The 17112-nt window shown below is 65.9% G+C and carries 16 protein-coding genes and 1 tRNA gene; 8 read left to right on the top strand and 9 right to left on the bottom strand.

All coding sequences use genetic code 11. The features are described 5' to 3' along the window. Nucleotides 1-266: 266 nt before the first annotated feature. The 4 genes from N4G47_RS15200 to N4G47_RS15215 all read right to left on the bottom strand — a co-directional run bounded on the left by N4G47_RS15200 (nucleotide 267) and on the right by N4G47_RS15215 (nucleotide 4283). On the bottom strand, nucleotides 267-497 hold the full coding sequence (locus tag N4G47_RS15200; protein WP_475288278.1) for a hypothetical protein: 231 nt from the start codon (nucleotides 495-497) through the stop codon (nucleotides 267-269). Nucleotides 498-761: 264 nt separating this feature from the next. Continuing rightward, nucleotides 762-1379 carry a hypothetical protein gene (locus tag N4G47_RS15205; protein ID WP_475288282.1) on the bottom strand — a complete coding sequence of 206 codons (618 nt, stop codon included), beginning with the start codon at nucleotides 1377-1379 and terminating at the stop codon, nucleotides 762-764. Nucleotides 1380-2257: 878 nt separating this feature from the next. Then, nucleotides 2258-2331 (bottom strand) — tRNA-Gly (locus tag N4G47_RS15210). 116 nt (nucleotides 2332-2447) lie between these two features. Next, nucleotides 2448-4283, bottom strand: coding sequence for an autotransporter outer membrane beta-barrel domain-containing protein (locus tag N4G47_RS15215; protein ID WP_475288286.1), 1836 nt, complete (start codon nucleotides 4281-4283; stop codon nucleotides 2448-2450). Between the two features lie 207 nt (nucleotides 4284-4490). On the opposite strand from N4G47_RS15215, the gene thiS reads away from it, so the two are divergent. The 4 genes from thiS to N4G47_RS15235 all read left to right on the top strand — a co-directional run bounded on the left by thiS (nucleotide 4491) and on the right by N4G47_RS15235 (nucleotide 8201). Beyond that, on the top strand, nucleotides 4491-4691 hold the full coding sequence (thiS, locus tag N4G47_RS15220) for a sulfur carrier protein ThiS (protein ID WP_057498832.1): 201 nt from the start codon (nucleotides 4491-4493) through the stop codon (nucleotides 4689-4691). A 106-nt stretch (nucleotides 4692-4797) separates the two neighbouring features. Further along, complete coding sequence (locus N4G47_RS15225) at nucleotides 4798-5592, top strand: thiazole synthase (protein ID WP_475288290.1); 795 nt, start codon at nucleotides 4798-4800, stop codon at nucleotides 5590-5592. Further along, nucleotides 5592-6326 carry a tRNA (guanosine(46)-N7)-methyltransferase TrmB gene (gene trmB / locus N4G47_RS15230; protein ID WP_049429900.1) on the top strand — a complete coding sequence of 245 codons (735 nt, stop codon included), beginning with the start codon at nucleotides 5592-5594 and terminating at the stop codon, nucleotides 6324-6326. Before N4G47_RS15225 ends, trmB begins: the two co-directional genes overlap by 1 nt. A 27-nt stretch (nucleotides 6327-6353) precedes the next feature. After that, nucleotides 6354-8201: an SLC13 family permease gene (locus tag N4G47_RS15235; protein ID WP_475288294.1), complete on the top strand. Its 1848-nt coding sequence runs from the start codon at nucleotides 6354-6356 to the stop codon at nucleotides 8199-8201. 101 nt (nucleotides 8202-8302) lie between these two features. Here the strand turns inward: N4G47_RS15235 and N4G47_RS15240 are convergent, their stop codons facing one another. Next, nucleotides 8303-8638, bottom strand: a complete 336-nt coding sequence (locus tag N4G47_RS15240) for a Rieske (2Fe-2S) protein (protein WP_106551218.1) — start codon at nucleotides 8636-8638, stop codon at nucleotides 8303-8305. A gap of 178 nt (nucleotides 8639-8816) precedes the next feature. Here N4G47_RS15240 and N4G47_RS15245 point away from each other — a divergent pair, with 178 nt between their 5' ends. The 4 genes from N4G47_RS15245 (at nucleotide 8817) to N4G47_RS15260 (ending at nucleotide 12003) form a co-directional block, all read left to right on the top strand. Continuing rightward, complete coding sequence (locus N4G47_RS15245; RefSeq protein WP_475288299.1) at nucleotides 8817-9098, top strand: hypothetical protein; 282 nt, start codon at nucleotides 8817-8819, stop codon at nucleotides 9096-9098. Between the two features lie 75 nt (nucleotides 9099-9173). Further along, the gene (locus N4G47_RS15250; RefSeq protein WP_475288303.1) at nucleotides 9174-9890 is read left to right on the top strand and encodes a fumarylacetoacetate hydrolase family protein; all 717 of its coding nucleotides are present in this window, start codon (nucleotides 9174-9176) and stop codon (nucleotides 9888-9890) included. Nucleotides 9891-9945: 55 nt separating this feature from the next. Then, on the top strand, nucleotides 9946-10350 hold the full coding sequence (mscL, locus tag N4G47_RS15255) for a large-conductance mechanosensitive channel protein MscL (protein WP_249843021.1): 405 nt from the start codon (nucleotides 9946-9948) through the stop codon (nucleotides 10348-10350). A 231-nt stretch (nucleotides 10351-10581) separates the two neighbouring features. Further along, a complete protein-coding gene (locus tag N4G47_RS15260; RefSeq protein WP_475288308.1) occupies nucleotides 10582-12003 on the top strand; it encodes a M28 family peptidase in 1422 nt (473 codons plus the stop codon). A 63-nt stretch (nucleotides 12004-12066) separates the two neighbouring features. Here the strand turns inward: N4G47_RS15260 and N4G47_RS15265 are convergent, their stop codons facing one another. From N4G47_RS15265 to N4G47_RS15280, 4 genes are all read right to left on the bottom strand, one after another. Further along, nucleotides 12067-13518 (bottom strand): alanine/glycine:cation symporter family protein, encoded by a 1452-nt coding sequence (locus N4G47_RS15265; RefSeq protein ID WP_475288312.1) that lies wholly within the window; start codon nucleotides 13516-13518, stop codon nucleotides 12067-12069. 10 nt (nucleotides 13519-13528) lie between these two features. Beyond that, nucleotides 13529-14515, bottom strand: a complete 987-nt coding sequence (locus tag N4G47_RS15270; RefSeq protein WP_475288317.1) for a transporter family protein — start codon at nucleotides 14513-14515, stop codon at nucleotides 13529-13531. Nucleotides 14516-14681: 166 nt separating this feature from the next. Further along, nucleotides 14682-15515, bottom strand: a complete 834-nt coding sequence (locus tag N4G47_RS15275) for a TrmH family RNA methyltransferase (protein ID WP_475288319.1) — start codon at nucleotides 15513-15515, stop codon at nucleotides 14682-14684. Continuing rightward, complete coding sequence (locus tag N4G47_RS15280; protein ID WP_475288323.1) at nucleotides 15508-17028, bottom strand: alanine/glycine:cation symporter family protein; 1521 nt, start codon at nucleotides 17026-17028, stop codon at nucleotides 15508-15510. The genes N4G47_RS15275 and N4G47_RS15280 overlap by 8 nt, the downstream gene beginning before the upstream one ends. Between the last annotated feature and the right edge of the window lie 84 nt (nucleotides 17029-17112).

Genomic DNA, 17112 nt, shown 5'->3' on the forward strand with positions numbered 1-17112 from the left:
CCGTGAAGTCTCCAGACGGTCAGCGCGAGCCTCGGCAGAAGAGCTGCGTGCCGCGACTAGAACGGCCAACGGCGAGAAGGCCCCCAGAATGTAGAGGCCAACCCGATGGACATAGGGAGGGAGCGGAAGGAGCACCGGGCAAAGATCAAATACGAACTACTACAGGGCAACTCGGATTGATCAAATTCCAGATGCTGGCCAACTAACCAATTGCCAGCACTCTTCGGATCCCGGCAATCACTGGACCATCGTTGGCGGGTCGACCGTTACTCTGCCGCAGCAAGACCCACCGCCGCCGGTTCCACCACCGACCCAGCCACCACCGCCACCGCCACCACCACCGCCACCGCCACCGCCACCACCGCCACCACCGCCACCGCCTCGTGCGGGGGCGGAAGGATGTTCGATACTTCCTTGCCAGAGTCGAAGTTCTCACCGCGCCAGGTGTACTCGACACAGGAAATGCCATTGCAGACGGTAACAATGTCACCGACCATGATGCGATCAGGTCGTGTGACCTGCCAGATGCTGCCACGCGTGGGATTGCGGCGATCTATTTCGTCGGAAAGAAGTTTACTTGTTCCCTCGTCTGGATTCGGTGTAGTCAGCATGCAACCTATGCTGCACTGAATAACTCCTGGATGCTTCCTTGCCTGGAGGCTTCCGGACGCCAGCAGCAGCGCGACCCCGAACAGAATTGAGATAGCCGAGCCATCAAGAGAAACAACACTCAGCGCATTCCTAACCTGCATAGATATTCCTTATCTTGAGATGCAACAGTTCTTGAAGATTTCCTCAGACAGCGCGAGCGCCTCGGATCGCTGTCTGCTTGTGAGATCACTCTCGGCTTTGACAATGTCGTTGTTGTCGTAAAGCTGGGGATTGATGCGATTCAGAACACGCGTATAAGCAAGTGCTGCAACCGGATCTCTATCGCGTGTTCGCCCATAGCTGTAGGCCCTTCTTAAACTTCCCAGCGCCGCAATGTTTCCTTGATTGGCCATCTCGTTGAGATACCTGGATGAATTTTCTTTCCATTGAGCAAGCCTTTCTGGATCATGGATGACGTCATCGAGCGACCCGAGGACTTCTTGTGGCGACACTGCATAAGCGAGCATTGCCTCTTGCGACCCCATGGCCGCAGCTTTTGATAGCCAATCGGCGTGATAGATATCTTGATCCAGCGCCAGTGATTCACACTCCTTGAGAAGTCGTTCTGATCTTTCAAGGAACCAGCCGCCGGAACCGAGGCTGGTGGCGGATTGGGCTAACTCGTCGGCGCGATCAGAGGTGAATGCCTGGCATTGCTCGATGGTGAGATAGATTTCGTAGGTCGCCGTGGCGTCACCCGCTTCGGATCGCCGAATCAGCTGCTTCACATGGGCCAATGCGTCGCCTGGCGCACGGAATTCACGACCACGGATGATCTCGTAGGCTTTGGGGCCCAAAGGCTTGTATGACCCTGGCGGAATTTTTTTCGGCCTCCAGTTTATGGGCTGTCGTTTCGCGCAAGGAGGCTGAATTCCCGTTCTGAACGGGCGCATTCTCTTGCACCTCGTTCTTATCGAGCTTTCGCTGAGCGTCATTCGTTTGTAGCCGGTAACCCCAGACCACACCGATCACAATGCTCATCGCCACTACGGCTACACCGATGCCGATTAGCTTTTTTCATCTATTGATCTCACGTCTCCGTCGAAACGGAATGGTTACAGGGGGAGGCAAGGTTCTAGTTTTACCGCCGACCTGTACAGAGTAAAAACGTTGAACGAAGCACATCTCCCCCGGTGCCTGCCGGGACCGGATTCATGATTCGTTCACATGATGGCGTATGAGCAGAAGAGGCGCTGCTTGGGCAGCTGCGACATGAACACCCAGACTGTCCGATGCCTGTCAGCGTCGTACTCGCCGGCACTGTTTAGACGTTGCGTCTGGAGAGCGCAACAACCGCCAGAATACCGAGGTCGCAATACAGCGTGTGCTTGGTTGCGTTTCCGGGCCGATCTTCCACTGCGTCCATGCAAGCGGACACCCGCCGCGCCCCATCGCGGCAGGCTGATGAAGAGCACGAACGAGGAAGCGCGAACCAATGAAGGCACGCAGATCGATGGGCGCAAGAACGCGGGCATGTAGCCCACCGGGACGGGGAAGAAGCAACGGTTTGGGGAAGAACGATACCTACGCAGGTCGTTTGGGCATTCGTTCTTCTGCCGGTTCACCGGTGCGCCATCAAGAGCCTGGGCGCAGAGCCGGTGACAAATGGAGCGGGCGATGGGAATCGAACCCACGTCAGTAGCTTGGGAAGCTACAGCTCTACCATTGAGCTACGCCCGCATTGCGGGTGAAAGTCTATGCGGAGCGGCCGGTGTTGCGCAATGGTGGCCGCCACATCCCCCGGCAATGGGGTCAGAGCCGTTTCCGGGCGGAAACGGATCTGACCCCGTTCCACATCAGAAGCTGCCGCTGAAGCTGGCGAAGATCGAGGTATCCATCGCACGCTTCTGCAGCGTGGTGGTGCTCAGGCCGATGTTGCTCTGCAGGCCGAACAGGTCCATGCGGGCACCGAGGATGGCGGTCGCATAGTTCTTGTCGAACTCCATGCCCGGCACGCGGTACATGCCCACGTCCGGCAGGCTCTGCACCCACGCGCTGGCCTGCTTGGTGTCCTCGAACTCGTGGTCGTAGGTCACCTGCACGTACGGCTTGACGCTGCCGCCGTCGAAGCGGGCCTGCCAGCCGATGCGGCCGACGGTGGAATCGACGTCCTGCTTGCCGTAACCCAGCGCGGTGGCCATCGTGCCGGCGTCGGCGCTTTCGGTGTAGCCGTCGATCTTCACCTTCTGCCAGATCACCGAGGCGATCGGGCCGTGGCGGAAGCCACCTTCGGTGCCGAACTCGTAACCAGCGTTCAGCGCGGCGGTCAGGTTGCTGCCGTCCGGCGAACCACCGTGTTCGCGGGTGGCCGGGCCGAGCTGCACCTTGCGGTTCACGTCATAGGACAGCCAGCTGTAGCTGACCTGGCCGTTGACCCAGATGCGGTCGCCGTACCAGCCGGCAAACAGACCGGCGGTGGTGTCCTTCTGGGTGAAGTCGCCACGGCTGTTGCCGAAGTCGGCGTCCATGCGGCCGAAGCCGGCGAAGCCGCCGAACACCATGCCGTTACGGGCCCAGTCGACACCGAACAGGCCCGCCGGGGCCATGCCGTCGTACAGGTCGGCGTGGTCGTAGCGCTGCATGTCACCACGCAGGCCACCCCACCAGGACAGGCCATCGGCTGGTCGGCCGCTGCGGTGCAGGCTGACCTGGTCGGCACGCGAACGGCCGATGGTCTGCGCCGAATGGCTCAGCACCTGCTGCAGGCGCGGGCCTTCCAGGATCGAGATCGCGTACTGGCCCAGCATCTGGTGCGCGGCCGAGGTCGGGTGCACGTCGTCAGCGAACAGATAGGTGCTGGCCGCATCCGGACGCACGTAGGCCAGCGGGCTGCAGCTCAGCGACGAGGCCACCAGGCAGGCGCGGCCGGTAACGTTGCTGAAGCCGTACATGCCCGGGTTGGCGATGATTTCATGCAGCAGGGTGTAGGTATCGAGCGGGATGAACTCGATGCCGGCCTGCTTCAGGCCACCGTACAGGGCGTTGTTGTACGCGGTGGCCAGGGCGGTGCCCTGCGCGCGACCGGCCGCGCCGCGGTCGATGAAGCCCGGGCTGCTGCCGATGTCCGGCAGGTTCGGCACCATCACGTACTGCGCACCGGCCTGCTTGAGGCTGGCCACGATGCCGATCTGGTCGGTGACGGCGGCGCCGATGACCGCCGGGGCCTGCGCCGGTGCGGTGATGGAGAACAGATCGTTGGCGCCGCCCCACACGGTGTACAGGGCATTGGCGTCGGCCTTGCCGCCATTGGCGGCCAGGTAGCGGGCGGTCTGCGTCTTCAGCGACGGCACCGGCACGTTGCCCAACGCCGGCTGGGTCAGGTCCACGCCGACCCGCGCGCCGCCAACGGCGTAATTGTCGCCGACCTGGCCGTTGCCGTTCGGGTTGGCGTTGGTGCCGTAGTAGCCGGCCACCACCTGCGCCCAGACCAGGCCCGGGTTGGTGGTGAACTGGCCGGTGACCGGACGCGCGTCGGCCGGCTGGATGAGCGGGCGGTAGTAGCCGCTGTCGGTCAGGCTGTCACCGAGGAACACGGTGCGCGAGAACGGGGATTCGCCTGCCATGGCCGGAAGCGCGGCCAGCGCGATCGCGGCCGCCATCAGGGAGCGGATCGGGCGTTTGCTGAGCTGCATGTAAGAAACTCCTGTGGGGATATCGTTGAGGACCCGGCGCACGTACGCCGGCGCACGGTGAATGGTTTCACCGGACCGCCGTTTGCTCACGCTGCGCCGCCGCATGGATTGTCGCCGCCCTTGGCCACGCCCGGGTGTGCGGCAGGTGGCGGAACCGGCGATTTGCAAGGGTTCCGATCCGAGCAGGCCATCAGCGACAATGTGACCATGGACATCCAGCTCAACGGCGAACCCCGCACCCTGCCCGCTTCGGCGACCCTCCACGACCTGCTGCAGGCCGAGCAGCTGCTGCAGCGCCGGGTGGCGGTGGAGGTCAACGGCGAAATCGTCAGCCGCAGCCGCCACGGCGAGCACGTGCTGGCCGAAGGCGACGTGGTGGAGATCGTGCACGCACTGGGCGGCGGTTGAGACCTGCCCGGGTTTGCCGGCCAGCGGCCGGCACTACCCATGCCGATCCACGGCCGGCATGCCATTGCGTGACCCCATCTTCAGGCGGATAAGCGATAATCGCGCCATGAACGTTCCTGTCTCCCCCGATTCGCTGGTGATCGCCGGCAAGACCTATGGCTCGCGGCTGCTGACCGGCACCGGCAAGTTCAAGGATCTGGAAGAAACCCGCCTGGCCACCGAGGCCGCAGGCGCCCAGATCGTCACCGTGGCCATCCGCCGCACGAACATCGGGCAGAACCCGGGCGAGCCGAACCTGCTCGACGTGCTGCCGCCGGAGCGCTACACCATCCTGCCCAACACCGCCGGCTGCTATACCGCCGAGGACGCCGTGCGTACCTGCCGCCTGGCCCGTGAGCTGCTGGACGGCCACAACCTGACCAAGCTGGAAGTGCTGGGCGACCAGAAGTCGCTGTACCCGGACGTGGTGCAGACCCTCAAGGCCGCCGAACAGCTGGTCAAGGACGGCTTCGAGGTGATGGTCTACACCTCCGACGACCCGATCCTAGCCAAGCGCCTGGAAGAGATCGGCTGCGCTGCGGTGATGCCGCTGGCCGCGCCGATCGGTTCGGGCCTGGGCATCCAGAACAAGTACAACCTGTTGCAGATCATCGAAGATGCCAAGGTGCCGATCATCGTTGATGCCGGCGTGGGCACCGCGTCGGACGCGGCGATTGCGATGGAGCTGGGCTGCGATGGCGTGCTGATGAACACCGCCATTGCCGGTGCGCGCCATCCGGTGCTGATGGCCAGTGCGATGCGCAAGGCGGTCGAGGCCGGCCGCGAGGCGTTCCTGGCCGGACGCATTCCGCGCAAGCGCTACGCCAGCGCCTCCTCGCCGGTGGATGGGTTGATCGGCTGATGACCAATCCTTTCGACAGCGCCGGTTCCAAGGCCCCGCCCAAGCCCTTCACCGTCAGTGAAGGCCGCCGCGAAGTGCGCAGTTTCGTGCTGCGCCAGGGCCGCTTCACCCCCGCCCAGCAGCGCGCGTTCGACGAACGCTGGCCGCGCTTCGGCATCGACTACAACGGCCAGCCGCGTGACCTGGACGCCACCTTCGGCCGCCCGGCACACAAGGTGCTGGAAATCGGCTTCGGCAACGGTGCCGCGCTGCGCTTCGCGGCCCAGCACGACCCGTCGCGCGACTACATCGGCATCGAGGTGCACGCTCCGGGCGTGGGCCGGCTGCTGAACGCACTGGCCGAGGACAACGCCGACCACGTGCGGCTGTACCACCACGATGCGGTGGAAGTGCTGCAGAACGAGATCGCCGACGGCGCGCTGGATGAAGTGCGCATCTACTTCCCGGACCCGTGGCACAAGAAGCGCCACAACAAGCGGCGCCTGCTGCAGCCGGCGTTCGCCGACCTGCTGGTGCGCAAGCTGCGCCCGGGTGGCCGCCTGCACTGTGCCACCGACTGGGAAGACTACGCCGAGCAGATGTGGGACGTGCTCGACGCCACCGCCGGGCTGGTCAACCGCGCCGGCCCGCGTGGCAGCGTGCCGCGCCCGGACTGGCGCCCGCAGACCCACTTCGAGACCCGCGGCCAGAAGCTCGGCCACGGCGTCTGGGACCTGCTGTACGACCGCACCTGACCATCGCCTGAGGACGCCGCGCCCCACATGGATACCGCGCTGACGCTGACCAACGACATGAAGCTCGTGCTCGGGCTGGTTGGTTTCACGATGGCGATGTTCCTGTTCGAGCGCATCCGCGCCGACGTGGTGGCGCTGGTGGTGCTGGTGGTGCTCGGCGTCACCGGCCTGATCGCCCCGGAAGAAATCTTCGGGGGCTTTTCCGGTAACGCGGTGATGAGCATCATCGCCACCACCATCCTCGGTGCGGGCCTGGACCGCACCGGCGCACTGAACCGGCTGGCCGCGTGGCTGCTGAGGCGGGGCCACGGCGTCGAGCAGCGGTTGTTGATGATGACCACCGCCATTGCCGGCTTGAACTCTTCGTTCATGCAGAACCCCTCGGTGATGGCCTTGTACCTGCCGGTGGCCTCGCGGCTGGCCGCGCGCACCGGGCTGACCCTGCAGCGGCTGCTGCTGCCCATCTCCGCAGCGATCGTAATGGGCGGTGCGCTGACCATGGTCGGCAATTCGCCGCTGATCCTGCTGAACGATCTGCTGGCCTCGGCCAACAACAACCTGCCCTCGGGCCTGGCCACCATCGAGCCGCTGCGCATGTTCGCGCCGCTGCCGATCGGCGTGGCGCTGCTGGTCGCCTCGCTGCTGTACTTCCGCTACTACGGCGACCGCAAGCTGATCGAGGAAGAGAACCTGGTCAATGACGGGGTGACCCCGGCGCGCACCGAAAGCTACTTCGCCAAGACCTACGGCATCGAAGGCGATGTGTTCGAGCTGGTGGTCAGCGCCGAGAGCCCGCTGGTGGGCATGACCCTGGGCGAAGCGGAAAACCTGCACGATGCACCGCTGCTGCTGGCCCTGAAAACCGGTAACGACACCCGGTTGGCGCCGCCGGCAGAAATGCGCATCTGGGTGGGCAGCGTGCTGGGCGCGATGGGCCCACGCGAGCAGATCAGCGATTTCGCGCAGAACCAGTTCCTGCGCATGTCTTCGCGCCTGAAGCACCTGGGCGATCTGTTCAACCCCAGCCGCGCCGGCATTTCCGAGGCCGTGGTGCCGCCCACCTCGAACGTGATCGGCAAGAGCGCGGCCGACCTGCGCCTGCGCAAGGAGCGCGGCATCAGCCTGCTGGCGATCAACCGCGACAAGCAGGTGATCCGCGAGGATGTGCGCGACGTGCAGCTGCGCGCGGGCGACATGCTGGTCTTCCACAGCATCTGGACCGACCTGGCGCAGGCCGCACGCAGCCGCGACTTCGTGGTGGTGACCGACTACCCGACCGGCGAGCAGCGCCCGCACAAGTTCAAGATCGCCATGGCGATCTTCGCGCTGACCATCCTGATTGCGCTGACCAGCAAGCTGCCGGTGGCGCTGACCCTGATGACCGGCGTGGCCGGCATGCTGCTGACCGGCGTGCTGCGCATGGACGAGGCCTATGCCTCGATCAACTGGAAGACGGTGTTCATGATGGCCGGGCTGATTCCGCTCGGCTGGGCGATGGATTCCAGTGGTGCCGCCGCGTGGGTGGCCGGGCACACCATCGACAAGCTGCCCACCGGCATTCCGTTGTGGGTGCTGGAAGTGGCGCTGGCGCTGCTGACCACCGCGTTCTCGCTGGTGATCAGCCACGTGGGCGCGACCATCGTGATGGTGCCCATTGCGGTGAACCTGGCATTGGCGGCCGGCGGCAACCCGACTGCGTTCGCGCTGATCGTGGCGCTGTCGGCGTCCAACAATCTGATGACGGCCTCCAACCCGGTGATCTCGATGATCACTGGCCCGGCCAACTACACCCCGCGCGAGATGTGGCGGGTCGGCGGCCCGCTGTCGCTGATCTACACGCTGGTGGTGGTGCTGATGATCAACCTGATGTTCTGAGCACCTGCCGCTGTAGAGTCGAGCCATGCTCGACTGCTTGCGGGCTGATGGGGTCAGAGCCGTTCTCCTGCGGAAAACGGATCCGACCCTGGACCGGGACATCAGGCCAGATAGACCTGCCCGTCGCGCACGTCCACCGGCACCGCGCGCAGGCGGTCACCCTTGCAGGGGCCGGCAATGCAGTCGCCGCTGTCGAGCGCGAACGAGGCGCCATGCGCCGCGCACACCAGATGGCCCTCGCGGCTCTTCAGGAACTGTCCCGGCGCCCAGTCCAGGCGGCGGCCGGCATGCGGGCAGATATTCAGGAACGCCCGTACCTGCGCGCCGTCGCGGTACAACACCAGCGACTCGGCATCGCCATCGACCACTGCTTCGACCTCGGCAAACGCGCCATCGGCAATGGCTTCAAGGGCGATCAGGGCAGCAGCGGTAGTCATGGCGAAGGCTCGGACGTTAAAGCGGAATTGTCGCATGCCTGCTCAGGTGACTGGCTGCGACATGAACACAAGTCATTGATCCGTAATAAGCACAGGCTATATTTAACGAGTTTTTCACTCAATGACAGTGGCACCTCCCGATACTCTGGTTTCGCTGATCCCAGCCTATCGAGCCGCCATGTTCAATCGCGCATCCGCCTTCACCCAGTTCCGCACCCTGTTCGCGCCGCGCAAGCCGCGCCACCCGCTGGTGCGCGTTGCCGTGGGCCTGCTCGGCCTGGCGATCCTGGCCGCGATGGTGTTCATCGGCGTGTTCGTCGGTGCGGCGATGATCCTGGTCGGCCTGGCGTGGAAGCTGCTGGCCACGCGCAAGCCCGGCGCCGCGCGTCCGGTCGACCCGACCGTGGTCGAGGGTGAGTACCGCGTGGTGCGCAAGCCGGTGCTGCCGGCCTCGCGCTGAGCTGCGCCTTTCGCGCCCGCTGACGGCGGGCGCCATGCGTTCTAGACTGCGGGCACGCCCTTCCTGGATGCCCGCATGTCCGATGTCTCCGATGTGATCCCTGCCGTAGCCCTGCCGCGTGTGCCGGTAGCCGGTGGCGGCAGTTTCCCCGTGCACCGCGTCTACTGCGTCGGCCGCAATTTCGCCGACCATGCCCGCGAAATGGGCGCCGCAGTGTCGGCCGCCGATGATCGTGGCCGCCCGATGTTCTTCTGCAAGCCGGCCGACGCGATCGTGGTCGGCCACGACGATGCCATCCCCTACCCGCCGGCGACCGCCAACCTGCACCACGAAGTGGAGCTGGTGGTGGCGATCGGCCGTGACGCACCGGCCGGTGAGCTGGCCGTGGCCGACGCCGATGCGCTGGTCTACGGCTATGCCGTGGGCCTGGACCTCACCCGCCGCGACCTGCAGGCCGCCGCCAAGGAAAAGGGCCACCCGTGGGATTCGGCCAAGGGTTTCGATGCCTCCGCGCCGATCAGCGAGATCGTGCATGCCGCCGAAGTGGGCGATCTGGCCGCCTTGAACCTGTCACTGGAGGTCAACGGTGAGGTGCGCCAGCAGGCGCTGCTGGACCAGATGATCTGGAACGTGCCGGAAATCCTGCATGAGCTGTCCAAGCTGTGGCAGCTGCGCGCCGGCGATCTGGTGTTCATGGGCACCCCGTCCGGGGTGGCCGCACTGAAGCCGGGCGACCGCTTCAGCGCGCGCCTGGAGAACGTGGCCGAGCGCCACGGCGTGATCGCCGGCTGACATCACCTGCGCTACCCTGCGCGCTGTCCTCTTCCCCCACCGGAGAAAAACAACAATGGGAATGCTCACCGAGTTCAAGGAATTTGCGATGCGCGGCAACGTCATCGACCTCGCCGTCGGCGTGGTGATCGGCGCAGCCTTCGGCAAGATCGTGACCGCGCTGGTGGAGAAGATCATCATGCCGCCGCTGGGTTACCTGATCGGCCGCGTGGACTTTTCCAGCCTGGCCTGGACGTTGTCGCCGGCCCGGCTCGGCCCGGATGGCAAGGAAATCCCGGCGGTGGTGGTTGGCTACGGCGACTTCATCAACACCGTCATCCAGTTCGTGATCGTGGCCTTTGCCATCTTCCTGGTGATCAAGGTGATCAACCGCCTGTCGCGCAAGAAGGAAGCCGCCCCGGCTGCACCGGCCGAGGAAGTGGTGCTGCTGCGCGAGATCCGCGACAGCCTGAAGAAGTAAGGGAGGCGGCGCCTTCGGGCGCCCCTCGCCGTAGAGTCGAGCTTGCTCGACTGGCCCGAGGAATCAGTCGAGCACGCTCAGCTCTACGATTCAAATCAGTCGAGCAAGCTCGACTCTACGGCTTTGCCGGACGTGGCGGAAAACAGCGTTCGCGCCCGCCATGACCTCCCGCCCATGCGCCGGCCTGAACGACTGTTAAGCTCCAAGGCTTGGTCCCTTCCGGAGTTGCCCATGCGTCGCCGCGTCCTTGCCATCGCATCCTCCCTCGCCCTGCTGGCCGCCCCGGCCTTCGCGGCGCCGCGCACCACCACCCTGCCCCCGGCCTCGCTGGCCACCGCCGCGCAGCTGCGCGACCAGGCGCTGGCCGACGACACCGGCTGGAAGGTGGTCGAATCGCTGACCACCGAGATCGGCCCGCGCATCGCCGGCAGCGAAGCCGACGCCCGCGCCGTGGCCTGGGCCGAAGCCAAGTTCAAAGCGCTGGGCTTTGACAAGGTATGGAAGGAACCGGTGACCTTCCCGAAGTGGGAACGCCGCAGTGAACACGCCGCGGTGACCGGCAAGAACCCGCAACAGCTGCAGATCACCGCCCTCGGTGGCAGCCCGGGCGGCACCGTGGAAGCGGAAGTGGTGCGCTTCGCCGATCTGGCCGCGCTGCAGGCCGCGCCGGCCGGTTCGCTGAAGGGCAAGATCGCCTTCGTCGATTACCAGATGCTGCCGTTCCGCGATGGCCGCGACTACGGCCGCGGCGGCGCGATCCGCAGCAAGGGCCCGTCCGAGGCAATCCGCAAGGGCGCGGTCGGCTTCCTGATGCGCTCGGCCGGTACCGACTCGCACCGCGTGCCGCACACCGGCATCACCCGTTTCGATGACGGCCTGACCCCGGTGCCGTCGGCCGCGCTGTCGGTGCCCGATGCCGACCAGCTGGCGCGCCTGCTGGCCCGTGGCAGCACCACGGTGAAGGTGGCGCTGGATTGCGGCTGGGATGGCACGGCGACGTCGTACAACGTGATCGGCGAGATCACCGGCCGCAGCCTGCCCAAGGAAGTGGTGGTGATCGGCGGCCATCTGGATTCGTGGGACCTGGGCACCGGCGCGGTCGATGACGGCGCGGGCGTGGGCATCACCATGGCCGCCGGCCATCTGATCGGCCAGCTGAAGCAGGCACCGAAGCGCACCATCCGCGTGATCGCCTTCGCCAACGAAGAACAGGGCCTGTACGGCGGCAAGGCCTACGCCGAGTCGCATGCCAAGGACGTGGCCCTGCACCAGCTGGCCGCCGAGAGCGACTTCGGCGCCGGCCGCATCTATGCCTTCAATACCGGTTCGCCGAATCCGGAAGGTTCGCGCGAAGCGACGAAGCAGATTGCCGAAGTGATGAAGCCGCTGGGCATCGAGTACCAGGCCGACAAGGGTGGCCCAGGCCCGGACGTCGGCCCGCTGGCCGCCAAGGGTGGCGCATGGGCGTGGCTGGCGCAGGATGGATCGGACTACTTCCACCTGCACCACACTGCCGACGACACGCTGGACAAGATCGACCCGAAGGCACTGGCGCAGAACGTGGCCGCGTACACCGTGTTTGCCTACCTGGCTGCCGAAGCCGATGGCAACTTCGGCAGTGAGGCGAAGGCGACGACCCCGCCGAACGAGTGATGCGGTAACGCGGTGCGTGGGTCAGAGCCCTCGCCTTCAGCGAGGGCTCTGACCCCGGTCACGTCAGCCTTCCCAGACCCGCGTGTTGCGGACGCCGATCTGCTGCGGATTGAACAACGGATCACGCTTGCTGCGCTTCTGCTGCTCGTAGTCGCGCAGCGCAGCCAGCGCGGGTTTTTGCAGCAGCACGATGGCGATGATGTTCAGCCAGCTCATCATGCCCACGCCGATATCGCCCAGCGACCAGGCCAAGGTGGCACTGTTCATGGCCGAATAGCCCGTGGCGGCCAGGAACAGCAGCTGGAATACCCCCATCACCCACGGGCTGGGCCGGTCGCGGCACAGGTAACTGACGTTGGTTTCGGCCATGTAGTACAGCGCCAGGATGGTGGTGAATGCGAAGGGCAGGATCGCCAGCGCCACGAACGACCGACCGAAGCCCGGCAGTGCCGATTCCACCGCGTGCTGCACGAAGCGCGGCCCGGCCTCGACGCCCGGCAGATTGCCCAGCAGCAGCCGGGCCTCATCCGGAATGCCATTCACGGCCGGGTCGTACACGTTGTACAGACCCGTGGACAGGATCAGGAAGGCGGTGGCGCTGCACACCACCAGGGTGTCGATGTAGACCGAGAACGACTGCACCAGGCCCTGCTTGACCGGATGCGAAACCTCGGCGGCCGCGGCGGGATGCGCGCCACTGCCCATGCCCGCTTCGTTGGACAGCACACCGCGACGCACGCCCCACTGGATGGCCGTGCCGATCATCGCGCCGAAAGCCGCATCCACGCCGAAGGCGCTGCGCACCACCAGCAGGATCACCTCGGGTACCTTCTCCGCGTTGAGCACCATCACCAGCGCAGCTACCAGCAGGTACGCCAGCGCCATCAGCGGCACCACCCACTCGGCCACGCGCGCGATGCGGCGCACACCGCCGACCAGGATCGCACCCAGCACCACCAGCAGCACTGCCGTGGTGGTCATCACCGGCACATCCCAGGCCTCGTTCACCGCGCTGGTGATCGCGTTGGACTGGGTACCGGCCAGCATCGCGCCGGCCATCACCGTGACCACCGCAAACAGCACCGCGTACCAGCGCTGGCCCAGGCCCTTTTCGATGTAGTACGCCGGGCCGCCGCGGTACTGGCCCTTGCCATCACGGTCCTTGTAGATCTGCGCCAGAGTGGATTCGATGAAGGCACTGGAGGCGCCCAGGAAGGCCACGATCCACATCCAGAAGATCGCGCCCGGTCCGCCGAAAGCGATGGCCATGGCCACGCCGGCGATATTGCCGACGCCGACCCGGCTGGACAGCGACAGCGACAATGCCTGGAAGGGCGAAACGCCGGCGGCGGAGCGCTCGTGGCGGAACATCAGGCGCAGCATGTCCGGCAGCGCGCGCAGCTGGATGAAACGCGTGCGCACGCTGAAGTACAGGCCGGTGAGCAGGCACAACACCACCAGGTACGGGCTCCAGACCACGCCGAGAACGGCATTGACGATGGATTCGATGTTCATCGGCCGCCCCTCAGAAGAACATGCCCAGGGCGACCTGGGGGCTGATGATGCGGCCGGCGTTGCGCCCGGCCACGGTGAACTCCACACCGGCAATCACGCCCAGCGAGGGGCTGAAGTGATACTCCACCGCCGGCGCCACGGTCACGCTGCGGCTGGCCGGGCGATGTTCGTCGATGCGCTCGATGGCACCGCTGGCGCCGCGCGCGAAGCCACTCAGGCGCTGGCCGGTTTCGCGACTGGCGGCCACTTCCATCACCCCGACCCAACGCGAATTGAAGCTGTACTCGGCGCCGACCGACAGGCCCAGCACCGAGCCGCGCGCGATGTGTCCCTGGAAGCTGTCGTCGGTGCCATACACGCTGGCCCCGGAGATCGCCGTGCGCGAAGGCGCCGGCCCGGCACTGAGCTGGGCACGCCAGCGCAGCGGCCGATCATTGCCCAGCCACACCACCTGCTGCACGCCCAGCGCAGCGGTGGTGCGCTGCACGCCGTCGCCCTGGGCGTCCAGCGCGTTGCCGGTGATGCGGTCGTGGCTGCCGGTGCTGAAGCGCTGCACCAGGGCGACCGAGATGGCCGGGCGCGTGCCATCGGTATTGGGTGCCTGCAGCAGGTACTGCAGGCGCGCGGTGGTATCACCGGCGCGGAAGCCGCTGCTGCGCTCGCTGCCGGATTCCGCCCTCGACGCGCTGAGGTTGACCTGGCCCATCACGCGATCACTGAAGCCGTAGATGATCGGCACCACCGTGGCCCACGCACCGCTGCGCTGCCCGCTGTGACGCCGCTGGCCGTCGTTGTCGAAGTGGTCGCCGCTGTCGACCCGCACCAGATACGGTTCGATGTACCAGTGGCCCTGCGGCAGTCCCGCTGGGTTGGGCGTGATCAACGGGCCGGTGAAGTTGACACCGTCAAGACTGCGTTCGTCAGCCGCTGCGTGGGCGCTGGCAAAGATGCTGGCCAGCACCAGCAATGCGACGAGGGTACGGCGGGGATGATGCATGACAGCCACTCCTGGACAGCATGGGATGGAATTCCACCCTGCGTCGCCGGGAGCGGCTGACCAATAAGGAAACTTTCAAAACATCGCGCGTGCTTGACGCATTTAGCGGCCCAGGAAGGGGTCAGAGCCCTCGCCACGGGCAAGGGATCTGACCCCGATCAAGCCCTCAGCCGCGACGGCTGGCCCACTGCGCCAGCAGCACGGCGGTGGCCGAGGCCACGTTCAGACTCTCCACTGCGCCGCTGCCGGGAATGGAGACCTGAAGGTCGCACTGCGCGGCCAGGCTGCGGTCCATGCCTTCACCTTCGGCGCCCATCACGTACACCAGGCGTGCCGGCAACGACGCGCGGAATACGTCATCACCGCCTTCAACCAGGGTCGCGGCCAGGCCGAAACCGGCAGCGCGCAGCTGCGCCATCGCCTGTGCGGTCTCCGGCAGCTGCACCAGCGGCACCGACTCTGCGCCGCCTTCGGCCACGCGTGCAGCAGCGCCGGACAGCGCCAGCGTGCTGCCGGCCGGCAGCAGCAGCGCCTTGACGCCGAAGTGCGCGGCCGACCGCAGGATCGCGCCGAAGTTGTGCGGATTGCCGACGCCATCGAGCCACAACGCCAGCGCCGGGCCCTCGCCCTGCTCCGCCAGCCACTGCGCCAGCGGCACCACCGGCGCGCGCAGCACGTCGGCCACCAGGCCTTCGTGATGGGTGGTGGCAGCCAGCTTGTTGAGGTCGCCCTCTTCCACCACGCGATAGCCCACGCGGTTGGCCACGCACCACTTCAGCACCGGCTGCATGCGCGGAATCAGCGCATCCACCAGGTACAGCTTGCGCAGCGCCTGCGGACGCTTGGCGAACAGCGCCTGCACGGCATTCCAGCCATACAGGCGCAGCTCGTCGTTGCCACGCCCCGGTGGCGGCGGGGTGCCGCCCTCACGCGGTGGCAGCGGGGTGGCCCGCGGCGGGCGCGACGACGGGCGGCGGGCATTCTTCCAGGGATCATTCACTACGGGACAACTCCAGCTTGCGTTGACGCCAGAAATCGGCGTTCTTGATGCCCAGGGCATCGGGGTCGAAGGTCGGGTCGAGGCCGAGCTTCTTCTGTCGTTCGTAATCACGCAGGGCCAGCATTGCCGGCTTCTGGATGATGAGGATGGCGATGATGTTCAGCCAGGCCATCAGGCCCACGCCGATGTCACCCAGCGCCCAGGCCAGGGTCGCGTTGTGGAACGCGCCGAACACCACCATGCCGATGATGCCCAGGCGCAGCAGCAGCACGGTCAGCGGCCGCTTCTTGTTGTGGTTCACATAGCTGAGGTTGGTCTCGGCCATGTAGTAGTACGCCATGATGGTGGTGAAGGCGAAGAAGAAGATGGCGATCGAGACGAACGCCGAGCCCCAGCCCGGCAGCACCGCTTCCACACCAGCCTGCGCGTAACCCGCGCCTTCCGGAATGCCGGCCAGGCCCTGGAAGATCGGCGGCGCGCTGACGCCTGCCGGCGAGTACACGTTGTAGGTGCCGCTGGCCAGGATCAGGAACGCGGTGGCGGTGCACACCATCATGGTGTCGAAGTAGATGGCGAACGCCTGCACGTAACCCTGCTTGGCCGGGTGCGAGACCTCGGAGGCGGCCGCCGCGTGCGGGCCCGAACCCTGGCCGGCCTCGTTGGCGTAGATGCCGCGCTTGATGCCCCACTCCACCGCCAGGCCCATCATTGCGCCGAACGCGGCGTGGGTGCCGAAGGCGCTCTTGAAGATGATGCCGAACATTTCCGGCACGCGGTCGTAGTTGATGATCATGATGACGATGGCCATCAGGATGAAGCCGGCCGCCATGAACGGCACCACCACTTCAGCGAAGTTGGCGATGCGCTTGACGCCGCCGAAGATCACCACGCCCAGCAGCAGGGCCACCACGATGCCGATGCCCAGCTTCAGCGCCTGCACCGATTCCATGCCGAAGGCCTGGCCATCGAGCGGACCGCACAGCGCGGTACCACGGCAGGCGTTGATGATGCTGTCGGCGATGGCATTGGCCTGCACGCCCGGCATCAGGAAGCCGGCAGCGATGATCGTGGCGATGGCGAAGGCCAGCGCGTACCACTTCAGGCCCATCGCCTTTTCGATGTAATAGGCCGGGCCACCGCGGTAGCGGCCTTCGGCATCCTTGGTCTTGTAGATCTGCGCCAGCGTGCATTCCACGTACGAGGTGGACGCGCCGAGGAAGCCCATCACCCACATCCAGAAGATCGCACCGGGACCGCCGAAGGCGATGGCGGTGGCCACGCCGGCGATGTTGCCGATGCCCATGCGGCCGGCCATCGACATGGCCAGGGCCTGGAACGAGGACACACCGGCGTCGGACTTCTCACCCCTGACGGTGAGGCGGCACATCTCGACGAAACCCCGGATCTGCATGAAGCGGGTGCGCAGGCTGAAGAACAGGCCGGCGGCCAGGCACATGAAGATCAGTGCCTTGCTCCAGATGATGCTGTTGATGAAATGTACGGTAGCTTCCACGCGCGCTCTCTCCAGTCGGCGGGTTGTAAGGACGTCCCGTCGGCTGGAAGGGACCGGTCGATTCTCCCTGATCGAAGGCCGCTG

The organism is Stenotrophomonas sp. GSD10, assembly GCF_056172695.1.

What these genes read in the sequence shown, in the direction of transcription:
- N4G47_RS15200 (WP_475288278.1), bottom strand. Translation starts at nt 497, where the DNA reads ATGGTCGGTGACATTGTTACCGTCTGCAATGGCATTTCCTGTGTCGAG.
- N4G47_RS15215 (WP_475288286.1), bottom strand. Translation starts at nt 4,283, where the DNA reads ATGCAGCTCAGCAAACGCCCGATCCGCTCCCTGATGGCGGCCGCGATC.
- thiS (WP_057498832.1), top strand. Translation starts at nt 4,491, where the DNA reads ATGGACATCCAGCTCAACGGCGAACCCCGCACCCTGCCCGCTTCGGCG.
- N4G47_RS15225 (WP_475288290.1), top strand. Translation starts at nt 4,798, where the DNA reads ATGAACGTTCCTGTCTCCCCCGATTCGCTGGTGATCGCCGGCAAGACC.
- trmB (WP_049429900.1), top strand. Translation starts at nt 5,592, where the DNA reads ATGACCAATCCTTTCGACAGCGCCGGTTCCAAGGCCCCGCCCAAGCCC.
- N4G47_RS15235 (WP_475288294.1), top strand. Translation starts at nt 6,354, where the DNA reads ATGGATACCGCGCTGACGCTGACCAACGACATGAAGCTCGTGCTCGGG.
- N4G47_RS15240 (WP_106551218.1), bottom strand. Translation starts at nt 8,638, where the DNA reads ATGACTACCGCTGCTGCCCTGATCGCCCTTGAAGCCATTGCCGATGGC.
- N4G47_RS15245 (WP_475288299.1), top strand. Translation starts at nt 8,817, where the DNA reads ATGTTCAATCGCGCATCCGCCTTCACCCAGTTCCGCACCCTGTTCGCG.
- N4G47_RS15250 (WP_475288303.1), top strand. Translation starts at nt 9,174, where the DNA reads ATGTCCGATGTCTCCGATGTGATCCCTGCCGTAGCCCTGCCGCGTGTG.
- mscL (WP_249843021.1), top strand. Translation starts at nt 9,946, where the DNA reads ATGGGAATGCTCACCGAGTTCAAGGAATTTGCGATGCGCGGCAACGTC.
- N4G47_RS15260 (WP_475288308.1), top strand. Translation starts at nt 10,582, where the DNA reads ATGCGTCGCCGCGTCCTTGCCATCGCATCCTCCCTCGCCCTGCTGGCC.
- N4G47_RS15265 (WP_475288312.1), bottom strand. Translation starts at nt 13,518, where the DNA reads ATGAACATCGAATCCATCGTCAATGCCGTTCTCGGCGTGGTCTGGAGC.
- N4G47_RS15270 (WP_475288317.1), bottom strand. Translation starts at nt 14,515, where the DNA reads ATGCATCATCCCCGCCGTACCCTCGTCGCATTGCTGGTGCTGGCCAGC.